This is a genomic window from Mycobacterium sp. DHQP2018-32-09, assembly GCF_058148405.1.
The window spans coordinates 1-19,816 of the sequence record NZ_JBYVYK010000056.1; the positions used below are offsets into that span (position 1 = coordinate 1).

17 protein-coding genes and 1 tRNA gene are annotated in these 19,816 nt (G+C 69.8%); 7 read left to right on the forward strand and 11 right to left on the reverse strand.

The window, feature by feature from the left end; translation table 11 throughout:
* A partial coding sequence (locus AC30CM_RS22665) for a serine/threonine-protein kinase (RefSeq protein ID WP_490119167.1) occupies positions 1–881 on the reverse strand: 881 nt, incomplete at its 3' end.
* Between the two features lie 116 nt (positions 882–997).
* Here AC30CM_RS22665 and AC30CM_RS22670 point away from each other — a divergent pair.
* From AC30CM_RS22670 to AC30CM_RS22685, 4 genes are read left to right on the forward strand one after another with little or no spacing between them, the layout of a single operon-like run.
* Entirely contained in the window at positions 998–2,089 is a 1,092-nt protein-coding gene (locus tag AC30CM_RS22670) for an acyl-CoA dehydrogenase family protein (RefSeq protein ID WP_490119168.1), read from the forward strand.
* A 2-nt stretch (positions 2,090–2,091) separates the two neighbouring features.
* Positions 2,092–3,285, forward strand: coding sequence for an acyl-CoA dehydrogenase family protein (locus AC30CM_RS22675; protein WP_490119169.1), 1,194 nt, complete (start codon positions 2,092–2,094; stop codon positions 3,283–3,285).
* Positions 3,285–5,603 carry a CaiB/BaiF CoA-transferase family protein gene (locus tag AC30CM_RS22680; RefSeq protein WP_490119170.1) on the forward strand — a complete coding sequence of 773 codons (2,319 nt, stop codon included), beginning with the start codon at positions 3,285–3,287 and terminating at the stop codon, positions 5,601–5,603. The genes AC30CM_RS22675 and AC30CM_RS22680 overlap by 1 nt, the downstream gene beginning before the upstream one ends.
* Positions 5,604–5,626: 23 nt before the next feature.
* Positions 5,627–6,550 carry a LysR family transcriptional regulator gene (locus AC30CM_RS22685; protein ID WP_490119171.1) on the forward strand — a complete coding sequence of 308 codons (924 nt, stop codon included), beginning with the start codon at positions 5,627–5,629 and terminating at the stop codon, positions 6,548–6,550.
* Positions 6,551–6,628: 78 nt separating this feature from the next.
* Here AC30CM_RS22685 and AC30CM_RS22690 read toward each other — a convergent pair whose 3' ends face one another.
* The 4 genes from AC30CM_RS22690 to AC30CM_RS22705 are packed head-to-tail and all read right to left on the reverse strand — an operon-like array spanning position 6,629 to position 11,520.
* Positions 6,629–7,822 (reverse strand): cytochrome P450, encoded by a 1,194-nt coding sequence (locus tag AC30CM_RS22690; RefSeq protein ID WP_490119172.1) that lies wholly within the window; start codon positions 7,820–7,822, stop codon positions 6,629–6,631.
* 10 nt (positions 7,823–7,832) lie between these two features.
* The gene (mhpA, locus tag AC30CM_RS22695) at positions 7,833–9,446 is read right to left on the reverse strand and encodes a bifunctional 3-(3-hydroxy-phenyl)propionate/3-hydroxycinnamic acid hydroxylase MhpA (RefSeq protein ID WP_490119173.1); all 1,614 of its coding nucleotides are present in this window, start codon (positions 9,444–9,446) and stop codon (positions 7,833–7,835) included.
* Positions 9,443–10,381, reverse strand: a complete 939-nt coding sequence (locus tag AC30CM_RS22700; protein ID WP_490119174.1) for a fumarylacetoacetate hydrolase family protein — start codon at positions 10,379–10,381, stop codon at positions 9,443–9,445. The genes mhpA and AC30CM_RS22700 overlap by 4 nt, the downstream gene beginning before the upstream one ends.
* On the reverse strand, positions 10,378–11,520 hold the full coding sequence (locus AC30CM_RS22705) for a VOC family protein (protein WP_490119175.1): 1,143 nt from the start codon (positions 11,518–11,520) through the stop codon (positions 10,378–10,380). The genes AC30CM_RS22700 and AC30CM_RS22705 overlap by 4 nt, the downstream gene beginning before the upstream one ends.
* A 107-nt stretch (positions 11,521–11,627) precedes the next feature.
* On the opposite strand from AC30CM_RS22705, the gene AC30CM_RS22710 reads away from it, so the two are divergent.
* A complete protein-coding gene (locus AC30CM_RS22710; RefSeq protein ID WP_490119176.1) occupies positions 11,628–12,335 on the forward strand; it encodes a TetR/AcrR family transcriptional regulator in 708 nt (235 codons plus the stop codon).
* Between the two features lie 31 nt (positions 12,336–12,366).
* Here AC30CM_RS22710 and AC30CM_RS22715 read toward each other — a convergent pair whose 3' ends face one another.
* From AC30CM_RS22715 to AC30CM_RS22725, 3 genes are all read right to left on the reverse strand, one after another.
* Positions 12,367–12,624, reverse strand: a complete 258-nt coding sequence (locus AC30CM_RS22715) for a DUF3297 family protein (RefSeq protein ID WP_490119177.1) — start codon at positions 12,622–12,624, stop codon at positions 12,367–12,369.
* Positions 12,625–12,735: 111 nt separating this feature from the next.
* On the reverse strand, positions 12,736–13,302 hold the full coding sequence (locus tag AC30CM_RS22720) for a dihydrofolate reductase family protein (protein WP_490119178.1): 567 nt from the start codon (positions 13,300–13,302) through the stop codon (positions 12,736–12,738).
* A 119-nt stretch (positions 13,303–13,421) separates the two neighbouring features.
* Positions 13,422–14,435 carry a TerC family protein gene (locus AC30CM_RS22725; RefSeq protein WP_490119179.1) on the reverse strand — a complete coding sequence of 338 codons (1,014 nt, stop codon included), beginning with the start codon at positions 14,433–14,435 and terminating at the stop codon, positions 13,422–13,424.
* A 602-nt stretch (positions 14,436–15,037) separates the two neighbouring features.
* Here AC30CM_RS22725 and AC30CM_RS22730 point away from each other — a divergent pair.
* Positions 15,038–16,183 carry a baeRF3 domain-containing protein gene (locus AC30CM_RS22730; RefSeq protein ID WP_490119180.1) on the forward strand — a complete coding sequence of 382 codons (1,146 nt, stop codon included), beginning with the start codon at positions 15,038–15,040 and terminating at the stop codon, positions 16,181–16,183.
* A 95-nt stretch (positions 16,184–16,278) separates the two neighbouring features.
* Here the strand turns inward: AC30CM_RS22730 and AC30CM_RS22735 are convergent.
* A tRNA-Pro gene (locus tag AC30CM_RS22735) sits at positions 16,279–16,352 on the reverse strand.
* Positions 16,353–16,521: 169 nt separating this feature from the next.
* Between AC30CM_RS22735 and AC30CM_RS22740 the strand changes: the two genes are divergently transcribed.
* Entirely contained in the window at positions 16,522–18,006 is a 1,485-nt protein-coding gene (locus tag AC30CM_RS22740) for a cryptochrome/photolyase family protein (protein ID WP_490119181.1), read from the forward strand.
* A gap of 61 nt (positions 18,007–18,067) precedes the next feature.
* Here AC30CM_RS22740 and AC30CM_RS22745 read toward each other — a convergent pair whose 3' ends face one another.
* Entirely contained in the window at positions 18,068–18,835 is a 768-nt protein-coding gene (locus AC30CM_RS22745; protein WP_490119195.1) for a sulfite exporter TauE/SafE family protein, read from the reverse strand.
* Between the two features lie 50 nt (positions 18,836–18,885).
* Positions 18,886–19,812, reverse strand: a complete 927-nt coding sequence (locus tag AC30CM_RS22750) for a sulfite exporter TauE/SafE family protein (RefSeq protein ID WP_490119182.1) — start codon at positions 19,810–19,812, stop codon at positions 18,886–18,888.
* Between the last annotated feature and the right edge of the window lie 4 nt (positions 19,813–19,816).

Below are 19,816 nucleotides of genomic sequence, written 5' to 3' on the forward strand. Positions count from 1 at the left end.
GGCTGTGGCGCCGGGTGCGCTCCCGGCCGGCGCGGCGCGGCGTCGGGTACCGGGCCGGCGGCCAGCGCCCGTCGATCGCCGTGGAGCGCGGCCCGCATCTGAGCGGCCGACGTGAAGCGCCGACCCGGGTCACGGGCGATGGCCCGATCGATCACCGCTGTCAGCGTGGGATGGACGTCGGGCCGTGCGACCGCCGCCGACGGCGGCGGCGACGACATGATGGCGTGTGCCAGCGACGCGGGATTGTCCTGCGGAAAGGCCCTGCGTCCCAGGAGCGCCTCGTAGCCGACCACGCCCACGGCGTACAGGTCGTCGGCCACCGAGGCCGGTGCTCCCGCGATGCGCTCGGGGCTCATGTAGGCCATGGTTCCGATGATCTGCCCGGTCATGGTCAGTGATGCCCCCGCGGACTTCGCGATGCCGAAGTCGCCGACCTTCATGGTCACGCCGTCACCGGCCACCAGCACGTTCGCCGGCTTGATGTCGCGGTGCAGCAACCCGATGCCGTGGGCGGCGCCGAGGGCGGCCAGCACGTCGTCGAGGATCGCGTGCACCCGCTGAGGCGGCTGGGGCCCCTGGGCGATGCGATCGCCGAGCGTGTCCCCGGGCAGCCGCTCCATCACGATGAACGGGACGCCGTCGTCCTCACCGGAGTCGAAGACCCCGACCACGTTGGGATGCAGCAGGGCGGCGACGGAGCGCGCCTCGTCCTCGAACCTGCGGCGCAGGTCGGGCTGCGCGCGCAGTGCGGGGTGGAGCAGCTTGATCGCGACCGGGCGGTCCAGCCGGGTGTCCCACCCGTCGCGGACCTCGGCCATCCCACCGCTGCCCAACGTCCCGCGCAGCTCGTAGCGGCCGGCGAGGATCTCAGGCTCGCTCATCCGGTCACTGTAACGGTGGTCGGATCGGCTCGATCCCAGCCCGTGTCGCAACGGGAAACGGGGCCATGTCGCAACGCGTGATGTACAGAACGGCGATCATCACGAACCATGGGGCCATGACGATCACGAGTGCCGAGCGCACCCAGCTCCGCGAGGCGGTGCGCGAGCTGCTCGCCGACGCGTGCACCGAGGACGACGTGCGGCGGGTGATGCAGACCGACGAGGGCTTCGACCGGCACCTGTGGCGTCGGCTTGCCGACCAGGGGGTGGCCGGCATGCTGGTCGAGGAGGAGTACGGCGGCGTCGGCTTCGGCGCCAGGGAGCTGGAGGCCGTCGCCGAGGAGACCGGCGCCGCGCTGCTGCCGTCGCCGCTGTTGTCCAGTGCGGTACTCACGGTGGCGCTGGTGCGGGCCGTGGGCAGCGACGCGGACAAGCGGCGCCTGCTGCCCGCTCTCGCCGACGGCACCGCGATCGGCACCGTCGCCCTGACGGGACCCGCCGGATCGTGGACCGCGGCGGGCGTGGACGTGCGCGAGGTCGATGGCCGGCTGTCGGGCAGCGCGCACTACGTCACCTTCGGCCAGGTGGCCGACGTCGTGCTGGTGGTGGCGCGCGCCGCCGACGGAGTGGGCGTGTTCGAGGTCGACGTGGACGCGGCCGGTTTCAAACGCAGTGCGGCAACGGTTTTCGACCCCACCGTGCGGTTGTCGACGTTCACGTTCGACGGTGTGCCCGCGCGGCGGCTCGGCACCCGCGGCTGGGACGCCGTCGGGGAGGCGCTCGACCTCGCGGTGATCGCGCTGGCCGGCGAGCAGGTGGGCGGGGCGCGGCGGATGTTCGACGTGACCGTCGAGTACCTCAAGACCCGCGTGCAGTTCGGCAGGCCCATCGGTGGTTTCCAGGCGCTCAAGCACATGGCGGCCGACCTGCTGGTCGAGGTCGAGTCGGCGACGTCGGCGGCGCGTCACGCCGCCGCCGCACACGCCGACGGCGGCGAGGGTGCGGAGGGCGCCGTCGCCCTCGCGGGGTTCGCCTGCGCCGAGACGTACCGAACCGTGACCATGGCGGCCATTCAGCTGCACGGCGGCATCGGCTTCACCTGGGAGCACCCGGCACACCTGTATGCCCGCCGCGCCCGCACCGGCGTGCAACTGTTCGGCTCCCCGCGGCTGTTCCGGGAGCGTTACCTGACCTCGAAGGGGGCGTGAGCATGGCCACGGATCTGCCGACCACGGACGAACTGCGCAGTGAGGTCCGCGACTGGCTGGCCGCGCACTGGACGGGCCTGGAGCCGTCCGGTGATCCGTGGATCAGCTCGCCCGAACGCATCGCCTGGCTGGAACGGGTGCTCGACGCGGGTTACGCGGTCCCCACCTATCCGACCCAGTGGTTCGGCCGCGGTTACCCCGCCGACCTCGCCGCGGTGATCTCCAGCGAGTTCCGCGCCGTCAAAGCCCCTGGCGCCGGCCAGGATCGGTACAGCATTCCCGCGAACACGCTGTTGCACTTCGGGTCCGAGACGATCAAGGGCGACCTGCTGCGCGGGTTCCTGACCGAGCGGTCGCGCACGTGTTTGCTGTACAGCGAGCCGGGTGCGGGCTCGGATCTGGCGGCCGTGCGCACCACCGCCGTCAAGGACGGTGACCGGTGGATCGTCAACGGGCAGAAGGTGTGGACCTCGGGTGCCGCGCACGCCGAGTACGCGCTGCTGATCGCACGTACGGACTGGGACGTCCCCAAGCACGAGGGGTTGAGCTTCTTCTTCATCCCGATGCGCCAGGACGGCATCGAGGTTCGGCCCCTGGTGCAGATCACCGGCGAGTCGCACTTCAACGAGGTGTTCCTCAGCGACGCCGCCGTCCCCGACGAGTACCTCGTCGGCGGGCTCGGCAACGGCTGGAAGGTGCTCCAGACCGCACTGGCCTACGAGCGCTCGATCATGGGTGACAGCGGCCGTTCGTCACGTAACCGCAGCACGGCCGACAGCCTCGTCGACCTCGCGCGCGAACACGCGCGCCTCGACGACCCGGCGGTGCGCCACGACCTGGCCACGGTGCTGTCGCTGCGAGAACTCAACCGGCTCAACAATGCTCGCGCCAAGGCGGCCGCCGACCTGGGCGCGTCGAGTTCCATCATGTCGATCGGAAAGCTGGCGATGTCGCGCATCCTGCATGCGGAGGCCGCGCTGAAGACCGAGTTGATCGGGGCCAGGGCGTTGCTGGCCGGCAGTGACGATCCGGTCGCCGACGACGTGAACTTCTTGTCGTTCAACGCGTTCTTCACCTCGATCGGCGGCGGCACCGACCAGATTCAACGCAACATCATCGCCGAGCGGGTGCTCGGACTGCCGCGTGAACAGGACGTCGACCGCACCATCCCGTTCCGACAGGCCCGCAAGAGCTGATGCACGATTACGACCCGCCCCTGGCCGGGGTGCGGATCCTCGATCTGTCCTCGGGTCCCATGACGGCGGTCGGCCGACTGCTGGCCGACCTGGGCGCCGACGTCGTGGCGGTGACGCTGGCGGGGGTGTCGGACTGCGCCGTCGACACGCTCGCCACGATGATCGATCGGCACGGTGTCGCGACGGAGGCCGTCAACGACGCCGACCGGTGGGCCGAGCTGGTCGCGGGGGCGGACGTGCTGATCGAGTCGACCCGGCCGGGGTCGGCTGCCGAGGCGGCGCTGGACGTCCGCGCGCTGCGCGCGGCGGATCCCGCCCTGGTGATCCTGTCGATCAGCGACTTCGGGCGAGACCACGACTGGCGCGGTTGGCAGGCGACGACACCGGTACTGCATGCGCTCACCGGTGAGCTGTCCCGCTCGGGCATCCCCGGCCGAGTGCCGCTGGTGCCGCCGGGCGATCTGCCCCATCACGCTGCCGCCGCCCAGGCCGCCGTCGTCGTGCTGAGCGTGTTCCTCCACCGATTGCGTACCGGCGTGGGCGATCTCGTCGACTTCTCGGTTCTCGAGGGCGCGATGCAGGCGCTGGATCCGCCCTACGGCACGTTGGGCTCCGCGGCGGCCGGGGCTCCTGCCACCGCGCGGCGGCGGGACTGGGATGCCGAGCGCAAGCGCTACCCGATCCTGCGGTGCCGGGACGGTTACGTCCGCATCTGCATCCTCGCCACCCGGCAGTGGCGCGGCATGTTCGAGTGGATGGGCCGGCCCGAGCAGTTCGCCGACCCGAAGTTCGACCGGATGGTGGAGCGGTTCCGCAGCCCCGACCTGCTCCCGGCGATCGAGCGGTTCACCGCCGACAAGACCCGCGTCGAACTGGAGACCGAAGGGCAGCGGCACGGGGTTCCCACGGCGGCGGTGCTGCCGCTCGACGAGGCGATCGGCTCTGCGCAGTGCACGGCGCGCGGGTTCCTGCGCCGGGTCGAGGTGGCCCCGGGTTTGACGGTCCCCGTGCCGGTGGGCGTCGTCGAGGTCGACGGGCACCGTGCCAGTGCCCTCGACCGGGCACCGGGCACGGCACCGCGCCTGACGGCCGCTCCCCTGCCGACCGGCCGGATGCGCCGTGACGGGAGCTTGCCGCTTCAGGGCATCCGGGTGTTGGACCTCGGAGTCATCGTGGTCGGCGCCGACACCGGCCGGCTGTTCGCCGATCTCGGCGCCGACGTCATCAAGATCGAGAACTCCGAGTATCCCGATGGGATGCGGGCGAGTGCGACCGTGATGACGCAGGCGTTCGCGGCAGGTCACCGCAACAAGCGTTCCATCGGCATCGACCTGCGCTCCGCGGAGGGACGCGCACTGGCCCACCGCCTGGTCCAGCAGGCCGACGTGGTGCTGTCGAACTTCAAACCCGGTGTGTCGCAGGCCCTCGGCATGGACTTCGCAGCGCTGCGAGCGGTCAACCCCGCCGTGGTGGTGGTGGAGAGTTCGGCGTTCGGGCCCACCGGTCCGTGGGCGCGCAGCCTCGGCTACGGCCCGTTGGTGCGGGCGAAGGCGGGGTTCACCGACCGGTGGGTGTACCCCGACGAGCCGGGGTCGTTCTGCGACACGGTGACCGTCTACCCCGACCACGTGTCCGCACGTGTCGGAGCGATGGCCGCGCTGGCGCTACTGCTGCGCCGGGAACGCACCGGCGCGGGCGGCGCGGCGGCGGTTGCGCAGTCGGAGGTGATGCTCAGTCATCTGGCGCCCGAGATCGCGGCGCTGGAGTCACCCACCGGTCCGGCCGCGGTCGTGCGCGACGCGCCGTGGGCGGTGTTTCCCGCGTCCGGTGAGGATGCCTGGGTGGCGATCACCGTACGGGACGACGCCGACTGGCAGGCCCTGTGCGCGGTGCTTCGGCAACCGGACCTCGCCGCCGAGCTGCCCACGGTCGTCGACCGTGATCGGGAGCGGGAACGCGTCGACGCGGTGGTGCGGCAATGGGTTTCGGCGCGCACCCGCGACGATGCGGCGGCGACGCTGCAGGCCGCGGGGGTGCCCGCGGGGCCGATGTTGCATCCCGACGAGATCCCGTCGTGGGGGGTCTTCGTGGCGCGCCGCGCCTTCCGCGACGAACTGCACCCCCATGCGGCGACACCGTTCACACTGGAGAACGTGGTGTTCCACGCCGAGCGCGTACCGGATCCGCCGCTGCGTCAGGCGCCGCTGCGGGGGGAGCACACCGAGGAGGTCGCCACCGAGCTGCTGGGTCTGGACGCCGACGAGGTGGCCGAGCTGGTGCGGCGCGGGGTGCTGGAGGCGGTGACACCGCCACCCTGACGGCCCGCTCTACGATGCCGGTGATGGACATCGACTTCACCCGGCTGAGGTACTTCGTGGCGGTGGCCGACGAACTGCACTTCTCGCGCGCCGCGGACAGGTTGATGATCACTCCCCCGCCGTTGAGCAAGCAGATCAAGCTGCTGGAGAAGGAGTTGGGCGGGGCGCTGTTCGAGCGCGGCCACCACGACGTTCGGCTCACCAAGCTGGGCAGCAGGCTGCTCGGCCCGGCGCGCGACATCCTGCGCCAGGTCGAGGACTTCAAGGCCATCGCCGCGCGCACGACCTCCGAGGCCGATGCCCTTCGGATGGGCGCCACCGCGTATGCCCCGTCGGATCTGCTGGCACGGTTGGAGCGCACGGTGTCGCGACTGCCGATGCCGGTGGTGTACACGGTGCCGGGGTCCGCGGCGGAGGTCACGGCGAAACTCGTCGCGGGCACGCTCGACGTGGGACTCATCCACCTGCCGGCGTCGGACAAGCGGTTGCGCCACCGGGTGATCGCGCGCTATCCCGGCGCCATCGCGGTGCGCTACGACGACCCGCTGGCGCGGCGAGAATCCGTGCGCATCGAGGAGTTGCGCGGGCGTGAGGTGGCGATCGACTTCGCCCGCCCCAACCCGGTGGTGCTCGCGCGCCTGACGCGGCAGCTCAACGCGCGCGGGGTGACGCAGATCGTGCGGACCACCACCCGGCGCGGGGGCGAGCTGGAAATGGCGACCCAGGTCTTCAACCGGCATCTGGTGGCGGTGGTGACCTATGCGCCGGAGTCGTTCATCGGACGCATGTTCTCGCCGCCGGAGTTCACGCTGATTCCGATCGACGAGAGCACGTGGCCGCTGATCGAGATCGCGTTGGCGTGGGTGCCCGAGCGCGCCGAGCGCTCGGACCGCTCGACGGACGTTCGGCGACTGGTGGAGGACATCGCAGCCGAGCTGGACGCGTGAACACCGCGTCTCGGCGTCGTCGGCCCCCCCGCACCGGCGGCGTGCGGCCCCCGGGGCAAGTGAGCTGGACGTGAGGACTCAGCGGAGCGCAACGAGCCGTATGGGAAGCCGCTCGTGGCGATGGATGACGTTGTTGACGGCCCAGGTCGGCTCGGCGGCGATCTCGATGCGCTCGACGCGATCGAGGAGGGCTCGCAGCATTGCGGTGGTTTCGAGCCGAGCCAGTCCCTGACCGGCGCAGGCGTGCGCGCCGTTGCCGAATCCGACGTGACGTCCGGCATCGTTGCGGATGTCGAAGACGTGGGGCGCGTCCCATTCGCGTTCGTCTCGGTTGGCCGAGGCGTACAGGACCAGCACCCGGGCTCCCGCCGGAATCCGTGTTCCACTGACGTCGTTGTCACGCAGCGCCTTTCGGGTGAAGGCCCGCAGCGGCGACTCGAAGCGCACCACCTCGTTGACCGCGTTGGGCAGCAACCGGGGTTGCTCCCTGAGCAGCTGCCACTGGTCTGGATGGGTGGCGAACAGGTACAGGGCGCTGGAGATGGCGCTGATCGTCGTGTCGAGCGACGGGGCGATGTAGTCGACGAGCAGCGGTGGCACCTCGTCGACGGTCAGACTGCCCTCGTCGACGGCGGTGAGCAGTTCGTCGGCGAGGCTGCCGGGCAGGACGTTGCGGTCACGCACCACCCGGCGGGCGAAGCGCAGCATTCGAACGGTGCGCGGCACCGCCTTCAGCGCCAGCCGGTTGGCGGGACCCAGGACGTCGAAGGTGGCTGCCGCCCAGTCCAGTAGGTGGGCGCGCTGGTCCCGCGGCCACCCCACCAGATCGGGGACGACCGCCAGTGGGAGCGCCGTCGCGAGGTCGGCGACCGCGTCCACCGCACCGCGGCGCACGGCATCGTCGGCGATGGACCGCGCTCGGGCATCGACCTCGTCTTCCAACGTCCGCAGCGCGCGCGGCATCAGGCGGTGCGCGACGAGCTTGCGGCGGCGGTCGTGGTCGGCGCCGTCACTGTTGAGCGTGGTTCCGCGCGACAGTCGATTGGTCAGCGGATTGGCCGCAACCCCGTGGCCGGACAGGTACCCGCCATCGTCGCGCAAGGTGGCCTTGCACTCGGCGTAGCGCGGGAAGGCGTACAGGCGGTGGCGGGCCAGCCACACCACCGGACCCGCGTCGCGTAGCGCACGGTAGTGCGGATAGGGGTCGAGGATCGCCGAGCGGGTGTAGACGTCGGGCCGGTATACCGGCACGTTCGCGGGATGACCAAGCACGCGTCGGTTCCTATCCGTGGTGGTCGACACCGGTGCGCGAGGGCGCGGGTTCCGGTGGGCAGGTGGCGGGTGGGCAGGTGGCGGGTGGGCAGGTGGCGGGTGAGCAGGTGGCGGGTGAAAAGGTGGGAAGCGCCCGACAGACCGCGGCGACGTCGCGCCCTGCGGCCATGACCGTGCGGTCGGGCCGCACCACGACCGCGGTGACGCGGTGCCGGTGCAGCCAGCGAGCGAGGTCGGAACCTTCCGGGGCGAGCACCGTGCGCGCTCCGCGGTCGGTGACGGTCTGCCGTTGGGACGGGCTCAGCGCCGCCGTGCTGAGCACGCCGAACCCGCTGCCCAGCTCGTCGTCGAGGCGGCGTCCGTCACCGAGTATCGCGTTGGGGCAGAGACTTCCGGTGACACGGCGCGTCGTCAGGGTGCGCTGGACCAGCGCCGACGACCGCAGCGACGGCGTCCGAGAGTCGGTGACCTTGCCCCGCAGGCCGGGGACGAGATGCACCCTGGGCAACACGAGCGACCTCACGGCCGTGCCGAGCCGACCACCCGAGGTCATGGCTCGACCGACGTTGAGCGCGAGGGAGATCATGTGGCGCGCGTGGGGCCGTCGTTCGTCTTCGTAGCTGTCGAGCACGCGGGGTGGCAGCTGCCCATGGCGAACGCCGGCGATCTTCCACGCCAGGTTCATCGCGTCGCGCAGTCCCGCGCCCATCCCCTGGCCGATGAACGGCGGCGTCAGGTGGGCGGCGTCGCCGAGGAGGAAGACGTCGTCGCGGCGCCAGCGATCGGCGATCTGGGCTCGAAAGGTGTACTCGGCGGTGCGGATCAGCCGCAGGTCGGCATCGTCGACGTCTGCCGTCCACGAGGCGATCAGCGGTCGCAGGGCAGCCAACGTCGTGTAGTCGTCGGCCGACTCGTGCTCGAGGAGTTGGAACTCCCAGCGGTACCTCGAGGGGCCGATCCGCATGTACGTTCCGGCACGGTGGGAGTCGCACAGCTGATGCACCCCGTCCCACTGCCGCAGATCGGCCTCGGTGGCGACGTCGATCACCAACCAGCGCTGGTCGAACCTCATGCTCTGCATCGCTGCACCGATCGCGGTGCGCACCATGCTGTTCGCGCCGTCGCACCCGAGCACGAAGTCGGTGGTGATCTCCGTGTGCCGGCCGGTCGAGCGGTCGCGCACCACGAGACGAGATGGTCGCGAACCCGCCCGCGGCACCACGTGGAGCACCTCGACGTCCCCGCGAAGACGGGCGTGTGGGTAGCGGGTCAGGTTGGCGCGCAACACCTCTTCCAGCTGCGGTTGGTCGAACATGCTCGCCGCCGGGAACCCGTTGCACGTCGCCGCGGTGTCGCGGTCGAACTGTGCCAGCACCGTCATGTCACGGTCCACCAGGCGCAGGCCGAGGGCCGGCCAGGAGATGTCGGCGAAGTGTCGTGCGACCCCGAGACGATCCAGGATTCGGTACACCTCGTCGTCGAGGTGCACCGCCCGCGGCTGCGGATACACCTGCGGCCACCGATCCAGCACCAGGCAGTCGACGCCGTACTGGGCCAGCAGTGTCGCCGCGGTCACCCCGGTGGGGCCCCCACCGACGATCGCGACCGTGACGTGCTCGCTCACGAGTGGCGCACCGCCAGTCGCTGGGCGCCCAGGTCAAGCGCGCCGTCGTCGGTGGCGATCGAGGCCTCGACGACGTCGCCGTGCTGCAGGTACTTGGGATTCTTGGCCTGCCGCGCGAAGAACGCTTTCCACTTGACCGCCGGCGGCAAGAGGTTGCCGATCATCTCGATCGGCTTGGGCGGGGCGGTCAACGCCGTCCCGGCCGGCGTCCCGGTGAGGATGAGATCCCCCGCCGCCAGGTCTTGGAACCGCGTCAGCGACTGCAGCGCCTGCAGCGGACGGTAAAGCATGTCGCCGTCGACGAGCGCGTTCTGCCGCTCGTCACCGTCGACGCTCAGCCGCAACCGCAGGTCGCCGAATCGAGCGAGTTCGGCCGCATCGACGAGCAGTAGCGCCGGTCCCACCGGCGTGAACGTCGGATAGGACTTGGCCTCGTAGAACTGCGTTTGCGGCAACTGGACGTCGCGGGCGGAGACGTCGTTGGTGATGGTGAGTCCCGCCACGTAGTCCGCGAGGTTGGCGTCGGTGATCGTGGTGCCCACCGGGACGGGGCGGCCGATGACGAGCCCGATCTCGATCTCGTAGTCCAGCAGTGTCACGTGCCGCGGGCGCACGATGTCGTCGAAGGGACCGCTGATCGAGGCCGACGACTTCCGAAAGAACGTGAGCGGCACGGTCTTCGGATCCATCCCGGAGTCCCTGACGTGCGATTCGAAGTTCGTCATTTGCGCGATGACCCGGCAGGGCGCGGTGACCGGTGACAGCAGGCTCAGCTCCTCGATGGCAACGGTGCCGCCGCCGGAGGCGGCGGCGGCGACGGCCGCTCGGTCGGCCAGGAGTTCGGCGGTGGTGGTCGCGGACGTGGCGATCGGTGCGGCGCCGGTGGGCGTCTGCACCCACCAGCCTTCCGCGGTACGGAGGACGGAGGTGGTCACGAGGTCGCTACTTTCAACAGGCCGATGAGGCGATGGAGGTCGAATTCGTTGTCGCTGCGCAAGGCAGAGAGCATCGCGGCCGCTTGGTGCCGCGCCGCACGGGGGCTGGCGTCCAGGAAGTCCTTGGTGGCTGCCGGCCCCCACTGGGCCAAGCCCGAGGCGGTGAACGGGGCCCACCCGGGCTCCAGGGTGTCGTCGAACAGGTCACCGTCGGCGAAGTGCTCCACCAGGAAGCCGTCCGGATCCCGCCAGTAGTCGAACAGTTGGCTGCCCTGGATGTGACGACCGATGCCCCAGGACCGGAAATAGCCTCGCTCGGCGAGGTATTCACCCCCGGCGGCCAGCGCGTCGAGATCACTGACCTCGTATGCCGAGTGCACGTAACGGTTCGCCGGTCCGAGCGCGAGCGCCAGGGTGTGGTGGTCGGCGGGGATGCTTCCGCGGTCGCACCGGATGAAGCTCATCGTGGGACCGCGGTCACGCTGGCCGGGAAAGAACAGGAAGTCGCTGACGATCATTCCGAAGGTGTCCAGGTACCAGTTCAACGTCGTGAGATAGGTGGTGGACTGCATGACGACGTGACCCAGCCGTTGCACGCGGGCGGGTACCCGTGGCGGCCGTACGGTCGCGTTGATGCGGGCGTCGACGGAGCCCGTGTTGGACACCTGCGGCGGCTGCGCGGGTTGCGCGGGCAACTCGTGCTGGCCGGCGACCACCTTCACCGGCGTCCCGCTGGGGTCGACGAGTTGGATCCCCACGCCGCCAATCGATTCCGGCAGGCGGTGCACCGGAGCGCCGGTCTGGTCGGCCAGGCGCAGCACGTCGACCTCGTCGACGGCGCGCAAGGCCAGACCGCCGAAGCGGGTGCGTTGACCGCGCCGCAGGATCACGCAGGGCGACCCGGCCGTCGTGCCGCGCAGGTGGAGTTCCCGCGGATCGCGCAGAGCGATCCCGAATCCGAACGCGCGAGCGAAGGCCTCCGCGCGCACCAGGTCCGGCTTGTCGAACTCCAGCCACGCGATGTCGGCGACCCGGATCGTCGGATTCCGCGACCGGCCGGGATGCTCGCCGCGCACCGCGCCCCGTTCACTGTGCAGGTTCTCGTGCACGTCGTGATGCGGCGTCTCGATTCGTGCCACGTTGCACCTCCCGTCATTCAACTGAGGAAATCGTCACATACGCCTGAACACTCAGTCAATGGTTCTGACGAAATCCTCGTGATTGACTCGGCTGCTAACATCGCGCCATGGATCTGCCCGAGCGCAGTGACGCGTCGCCGGACGCGCCGGTCAGCCGCTTGGAGCGGCGCAAGATGCGCACCCGCCGCGCCCTGGTGCGCGCGGCGCAGGGCTTCATCGCCCAAGGCAAGACGAGCGTGCCGATCTTGGAGATCACCCAGGCCGCCGACGTGGGGATGGGGTCCTTCTACAACCACTTCGCCACCAAGGAGCAGTTGTTCGAGGCGGCCCTGACCGACGCGCTCGACGATCTCGGCGTCCTGCTCGACGGCCTCACCGACGCCATCGCCGACCCCGCCGAGGCGTTCGCCGCCAACTACCGATTGAGCGGGCGACTGTTCCGCCATCGGCCCCAGGAGGCGGCGCTACTCCTGGCCCAGGGCGGCTCGCTGATCATCTCGGATCGCGGGTTGTCGCCGAGGGCGCTGCGCGACATCACCGCCGCGATCGACCAGGGCCGGTTCACCATCGCCGATCCCGAACTCGGCCTGGCCATCGCGGGCGGCGTGTTCGTCGGCCTGGCCACGCTGCTGCGCGAGCGCCCCGAACGCGACACCGACGCGACCGTGGACACGGTGACCGAGCGCCTGCTGCGGATGCTCGGCATGACACCCAAACAGGCGACCACGTTGTGCCAGAAGCCACTCCCCGACATCTCGGCGCTGCGCGATTCGACCGCCGAGTGGCCGCTGCCGGTACCCGAACGCGGCCGGTGATCTTGCGGTCGCAGATGTTGCGGGGTGTCTGCTAGTCGGCCTGGCGGAAGTACGGTTCGACGGTTCCGCTGAGCTTGACCACCATGGGGTTCCCCCGGCGATCCTTGGCGGTGGGCACCTCCACGCGCACCCACCCCTCGGCCACGTCGTACTCGTGGACGTTGGTCTTCTCGACACCGTTGAAGCGGATGCCCACGTCGCGCAGGAGCACCTCTTCGTCGTAGAACGCGCTGCGCGGATCGATCGAGAGGTGGTTCGGTGGAACGTCGGTGTTCTGATCCTCAGACATGATGGCCTTCGTCGCTAGCTTCCTCGGGTTCGTGCGCCCGATTCTCCAGGAACGGCCGCGTCGTCGTCGCGGCGGGTGGCGCGCTGCGCCCCCGGCTGCCGGCGTGCCCGCTCAGTCGCGTCGGGTCTCGTACCGCAGCAGGACCGCCCCACCGGGGAACGTGCGGTTCTCCAGCAGTCGCAGCGACACCCAGGAGGGCAGGATCGGGAAGAAGGGGGTGCCGCCACCCACGGCGGTGGGCGCGATCACGATCCGGTACTCGTCCACCAGGCCGGCCGCCACGATCGGCGCGGCCAGCGTGGCGCCTGCCACCTCCAGGTTGCCGTCGGTCTCGGCCTTCAGCTTCGTCACGACCTCGACCGGGTCACCACGCTCCAGGCGGGAGTTCCAGTCGACGGACTGCAAGGTGCGCGAGAACACGACCTTGGGCATGTCACGCCAGATCCGGGCGAAGTCGACGATCAGCGGGGAGGCATCCGGGGCCTCGTCGGCAGTCGGCCAGTACGCGGCCATCAGGTCGTAGAGTCGTCGTCCGTAGCAGGACAGCGCGGTCTGCCGCTCGAAGTCGTTCCAGGACTGGTGCAGTTCTTCGCTCGGCGTGGACCAGTCGATGCTGCCGTGTGCGTCGGCGACGTATCCGTCGACCGACACGTTGAAGCCGTAGATGAGTTTGCCCATGACGATGAGACTGCACCGGGGGGCACTTCTCATCGCGGGAATGCGCCGGCGCGTTCCCGCGGTCGGCCTTCGGGCGTGGTTCGGCCGAGGCGCACGAAGGAACTCGGGAACGGGCCGGTTCAGGTTGCTCCCGGGCGGCCTCGAAGCAGATCCCTCCCACCGGGCGCTTCATCGGGGAGCCCGGTGGCGGTTTCGACGCAGTCGTCGCTCGTCGCCGGCGTTCCGCCGTTGCGCGTGCGGATCCAGCTTGCGGTGACGGCGACGGCGAGCAGGACGATGACGACGGCAAGGGAGACCGTGGTGGGAATCTTGTAGATCTCCAGCAGCATCATCTTGATGCCGACCCAGACCAGGACCAGAGCCAGGCCGAGCTTGAGGTAGACGAAGCGGTGCATCAGGTCGGCGAGCAGGAAGTACATGGCCCGCAGGCCGAGGATGGCGAAGGCGTTCGACGTGAACACCAGGAACGGCTGCTGGGTGACGGCGAAGATCGCGGGGATGGAGTCCACGGCGAAGACGATGTCGGTGACCTCGACCAGGACGAGAACCGCCAGCAGTGGTGTGGCCATCCAGCGGCCGGCGTGGCGGATCAGGAACCTCTGGCCGTGGTAGACGTCGGTGACGGGGACGAGGCGGCGAAACAGGCGCAGCACCAGGCTGCGTTCCGGGTCGATGGTTTCGTTGCGGTGCAGCGCCATGCGGATTCCAGTGGCAACCAAGAACGCACCGAACACATACAGGATCCAGGCGAAACTGGCGATCAACACCGAGCCGGCGGCGATGAACGCAGCCCGGAAGATCAAGGCCCCGAGCACGCCGTAGAACAGCACCCGGTGCTGATACTCCCGAGGTACGGCGAAATAGCTGAAGATGATCGCGAAGACGAAGACGTTGTCGACTGCGAGCGACTTTTCGATGACGTAGCCGGCGTAGTACTGAGCCGCGAACTCCGCCCCCCACTGCCACCACACGACGGCTCCGAACGCGATGCCCAGGGCGACCCAGACGGTCGACCATGCGGCGGCTTCTCGTAGCCCTACGACATGGGCCTCGCGGTGGGCGAACAAGTCCACGGCGAGCATGACCACGATGACACCCAGGACTCCCACCCACGCCCACAGCGGAACGATCATCGACGTCTCCTCCGATTCGAACGAATGAACCGGAGGTCTCCCCAACACCGCTCACTGGGCATCGCGAGCGGTGACACTCGGACCGGGCAACCACCGGGGTGTGCCGTCATGACGATCCGGGCGAGGCGGGTACTCCCCTCCACGCCTCAAGAATGACGAAGCGCATTTCGTCTGTCAAGGATGCGGGTGGACGACCGCCGCCGCCGCGACCGGCTCGGCGTCGCGCCGAAGCGGTGAGCATCGATGATTCGCATCGCACCCAAACGTGTTGCGCCACAGCACTACTACCCGCTGCCCATGGGCACCGGCGTCATCGGCGGGAAGACCACCGTCACATGACCGACCTCCGCTGCGCCCGCGGGTCGGTCCTGCGATGGCGACTCGCTCGAGCCGAAGGCATTCCTTGACAGACGAACTTTGGTTCGTCATTCTGATGTCGAGGGGAGTACCTCAACCAGCCTGATGTTCGTCAACACGTTCCGGCCATCCGGACCCGGCGCAGGCAGCCCGCGTCACGAGTAGCATCGTCGGGCCGAGGAAGACCTCGTGTGAGCACCTCACATCGCGTGAGCCGGTGTGGGCCTTGCCAGACGGGATCCCTCGTGAGCACTACCTCCTCCACGCCTCGACCCACCGGCCATTCTCCTGCTGCCGCCACCGCATTCGGCATCACCGCCGCCGACCACCTCGTCCCGGTGACTGCCGACATGGTGACGGTGCTGCAGTCGATGCGGGCGGACCCGAGCATTTCCATCCTGGCCGGCACCCAGCCGGGTCCCCGGCTGCATGGCAGGGACATCGGACGATTGCGATCCCTGCTGGATCAGGCGGGTCGACGCCTGGCGGTCGAGGGCTGCACCGACGCCGCGGCACTGCTCGATGCCTTGGCGAGCATGATCACCCAAGCAGCCGGTCAGCCCGCAGACCAGGCAATCGCGTTGTTCGCCAACCACACTCACGGCTGCTGGACCACTCTTCCGGTCCCCGTGATCGACCGCTGCGTCGTCGATCCCACCTTCGCCACCCGCGACCTGGTGCGCGCGCTGCACCACACCCCACGCCACACCGTGCTGCTGCTGTCCACCGACCAGGCCCGCCTCCTCCAAGGGCACGGCACCACGCTGATCCCCTCCCCCAGCAGCGCGTTTCCCATTCACCGACGCGTCACCGGCACGAACCGCGACCGCATCGTCGAACGGACCGGTGACTTCTTGCTCCGGGTCGACCGCGCACTGGGCGCGGCGCTGAAACTGAACCCCACTCCAGTCGTGCTCGCCGCGGCCGAACCGACCGCGTCGACCTTTCGGAACTCGTCGCGCAACACGGCCCGGTTGGCAGGCATCGTGAAGGGCAACCACCTCACCACCCCTGCCGAAGACCTGGTGGGACTCATTCGCCCGGTGCTTCGCGCGTACCTGACGTCGCGCAGCGAGGATGCTCTCGCACACGTCGAGCGTCGCGCCCGCACGGGACGAGTCCTGCGCGACATCGGCAGTGCCTGGCTGGGGGCCCGGTGGGAACGCCCGGAAATGCTCGCCGTCGAGGAGCACTACTACTACCCCGCCCGCCTCGACGACGCCGGCGACACCCTCACCCCCGCCGACGACGTCGATCACCCCGACGTCATCGACGACGCCGTCGACGAACTCATCGAGATCGTCCTCAGCAGGGGCGGGTGGGTCGCTCTGGTGGGCCCGGGCCGATTACCCGACGACACTCACCTGGCGCTGACCCTGCGCAGTCGGTGAGCGCTCATCGCACGCCGGGGCGGGATGTCGGCAGCAGGTCGCGCCTCGAAGAACGGAAACCCGCCCTGACACTGGTCAGAGCGGGTTTCCTGCGGTCGGGCTGACAGGATTTGAACCTGCGACCACTTGACCCCCAGTCAAGTGCGCTACCAAGCTGCGCCACAGCCCGTGGTGCCGCCGGGATCGCCGGCAGCGAGATGAAACCTTACATCACCGGTGCCCCGGTCCTCGAATCACCTGCTCGTCGCGCGCCGAGACGACGGAAGGTGCCGGATTCCGACCCGGAAACGTCATCTTCCGTCGTCTCGGCGCCCGCCCAAAGTGGGTATGGCAACGGCGTGGCCCACGACGACACTCCCCTGTGGCTCTTCGCCGACCAACTCGGCCCCGCCACCCACGGCGGCGAGCACGCCCACCGCGAGGTGCTGCTCGTCGAGGCCGAAAGCGCCCTCCGCAAGCGGCGCTACCACCGCCAGAAGGTGCACCTGGTGCTGTCGGCGTTGCGGCACGCCAAGGAGGACCTCGGCGATCGCGCCACCCTGATCCAGACCGACACCTACGTCGGCGCGCTGAGGCAGTTCAAGCGCAAGGTGCTGGTCTTCGAACCCACCTCCCACGCCGCCGAGGCGTTCGTGCACCGGCTCAAGGAGCGGGGTCTGGTCGAGGACGTGCTGCCCACACCGACGTTCGCGTTGCCCCGCAAGGACTTCCAGGAGTGGGCCGGCGAGCGCACGAAGTTCCGCATGGAGGACTTCTACCGCGACCAGCGACGACGCTTCGACGTGCTGATGGAGGGCAAGGATCCCGTCGGCAAGCGGTGGAACTTCGACGAGGACAACCGCGAGTCCCCGCCCAAGAAGCAGGCCACCCTCGAGGCACCCAAGCCCTACCGTCCCCGCGAAGACGACGTCGACGAACGGGTGCGTCACGACCTCGACGCCATGGACCTCGACACCGTCGGAGCCGACGGGCCCCGCCTGTTCGCCGTCACCCCCGCCGAGGCCAAGCGGGCCCTGGACCGCTTCATCGCCCACCGCCTCGACACGTTCGGCCGCTACGAGGACGCCATCATGACCGACGACTGGGCGATGTCGCACTCCCTGCTGTCGGTGCCCCTCAACCTCGGCGTACTGCACCCCCTGGACGCCGTGCACGCCGCCGAACGCGCCTACCGGGAGGACGGCGCCCCGTTGTCGGCCGTCGAGGGCTTCATCCGCCAGATCCTCGGCTGGCGCGAATACATGTGGCACCTCTACTGGCACTTCGGCCCGGACTACACCGAGCGCAACGAACTGGCCGCACGCACCCGCCTGCCGGACTGGTGGGCCGACTTGGACGCCGACGCCGTCACCGCACTGTGTCTGCGGACCGCGCTCGAAGGCGTCCGCGACCGCGGCTGGGCCCATCACATCCAGCGCCTCATGGTCCTGGGCAACCACGCCCTGCAGCGCGGCTACCGCCCCGACGACCTCACCGACTGGTTCGCCACCGCCTTCGTCGACGGCTTCCGCTGGGTCATGCCCACCAACGTGGTCGGGATGAGCCAGCACGCCGACGGCGGCCTGCTCGCCACCAAGCCCTACGCCTCGGGCGGCGCCTACGTCAACAAGATGAGCAACCACTGCGGCGACTGCGCGTACGACCCCAAGAAGCGCCTGGGCGACGACGCGTGCCCGTTCACGGCGGGCTACTGGGCCTTCGTGCACCGCCACCGGGATCGCCTGGCACGCAACAACCGCACGCAGCGTTCGGTGGCGTCGATGAACCGGCTGTCCGACCTGGACGCCGTCCTGGAGCAGGAGGCGCACCGCACCGAGTTCTAGGCAGGGTGTTCCAAGCGGGGTGTTCTAGGCGGGGTGTTCTGGCGGGGTGTTCTGGCGGGGCCTAGACCGTCACCAACCGGTACAGACCGATCAGCCCGACGACCACGATCACCGCGCGCAGCACGTTGGGTGACAGCTTGCGCCCGTAGTGCGCGCCGAGGACGCCGCCGATCAGCGAGCCCGCCGCGATGAGCCCCGCAGCCAGCCAACTGATCCGGTCGAACGCCACCAGGATGTACGCCGACGCCGCCACCACGTTCACCAGCAACGCCAGCAGGTTCTTCGCGGCGTTCATGCGCTGCATGTCCTCGGGCAGCAGCGCCCCCATCACCGCGACCAGCAGGATGCCCTGCGCCGCCGTGAAGTAGCCGCCGTAGATGCCGACGACGAACGTGCCGAACACCAAGGTCGCCATGCGGCCCCGGGACACGTGGTCGGCGGCGCGGCCCGCCGCCTCGGAACGGCGGCGCGCCCACGCCTGAATCCGCGGGCCGATCACCACCAGGATCAGCGCCAGGATCAGCAGCACCGGCACGACGGCGATGAACACCTTCTCCGGCAGGTGCAGGAGCAACCACGCGCCGCCGACGGCGCCCAGCAGCGAGCCGGGGATCTGCCACCGCAGCCGCGACCACTGACCCGAGAGTTCGCGGCGATAGCCCCACGTGCCGGAGATGCCGCCGGCCACCAGGCCCACGGCATTGGACATCGTCGCCGTCACGGGCGGATAGCCGAGCGCGACGAGCGTGGGAAACGTGATGAGCGTGCCGGATCCGACGACCGCGTTGATGGCTCCGGCCCCGACGCCCGCCAGGGCGATGAGGATCATGTCGACGACGGGCACTGATCACACGTTAGCCGGTCGCCGACGCCGGCCCGTCAGCGCGTCCGGTCCGCCACGTCCTCGGAGGCGGCGGGCTTCAGCTCGTCGGGCACGTGTCTCGGCGCGCGCGTCGCCCGCCATGCCGCGAGCACCAGCGCGGCCCACGCCACCGCGATCGTCACGTAGATCGCCGTCGACCACGGTCCCTCGACGCCGAAGTACTTCAACAGCTTCTGCGCGTTCGTGAGCACGATGACGCCACCGACCCCGGTACCCAGCAGCGCGGGGCTGACACGGCTCACCAACCAGGCGGCGAACGGTGCGGCGACCACGCCGCCGACCGCCAGCGCCAGCACGATCGGCAGGTTGTCCAGGAACTCGTCGCGCAACCCCACCAGGAAGCCCAGCGATGCGGACACCGCGACCAGGAACTCCGAGGCGCTCACCGAGCCGATCACGGTGCGCGGCGCGGTCTTGCCCTGCGACAACAGCGTGCTGGTGGTCACCGGACCCCAGCCCCCGCCGCCGGAGGCGTCGATGAAACCGCCGAACAGACCCAGCGGCACCAGGAACTTGGCGCCGTGCCGGGTGCCGTTGCCCCCGCCGAACGTCAGCGGCGTGCGCAGCGAGAAGCGCAACGCCACGTAGACGCCGATGCCCAGCAGGATCGCCGCCATGAGCGGGGTGGCGTTCTCGGTGGACAGCGACGACAGCACCGTGGCGCCCAGGAAGGCGCCGACGGCACCGGGCAGACCCAGCTTCGCCACCAGCCGCCAGTCGATGTTCTTGAACCGCCAGTGCGACAGCCCCGACGCCAGCGTGGTGCCCACCTCGGCGAGGTGGACGGCGGCGCTGGCCTGCGCGGCGGCCACGCCGCTGAGCACCAGCAGCGTCGACGCGGTGACGCCGAACGCCATGCCGAGCGCGCCGTCGACGAGTTGGGCGCCTACCCCGACCAGGGCGAAGATGATGAGCGAACGCATGGGT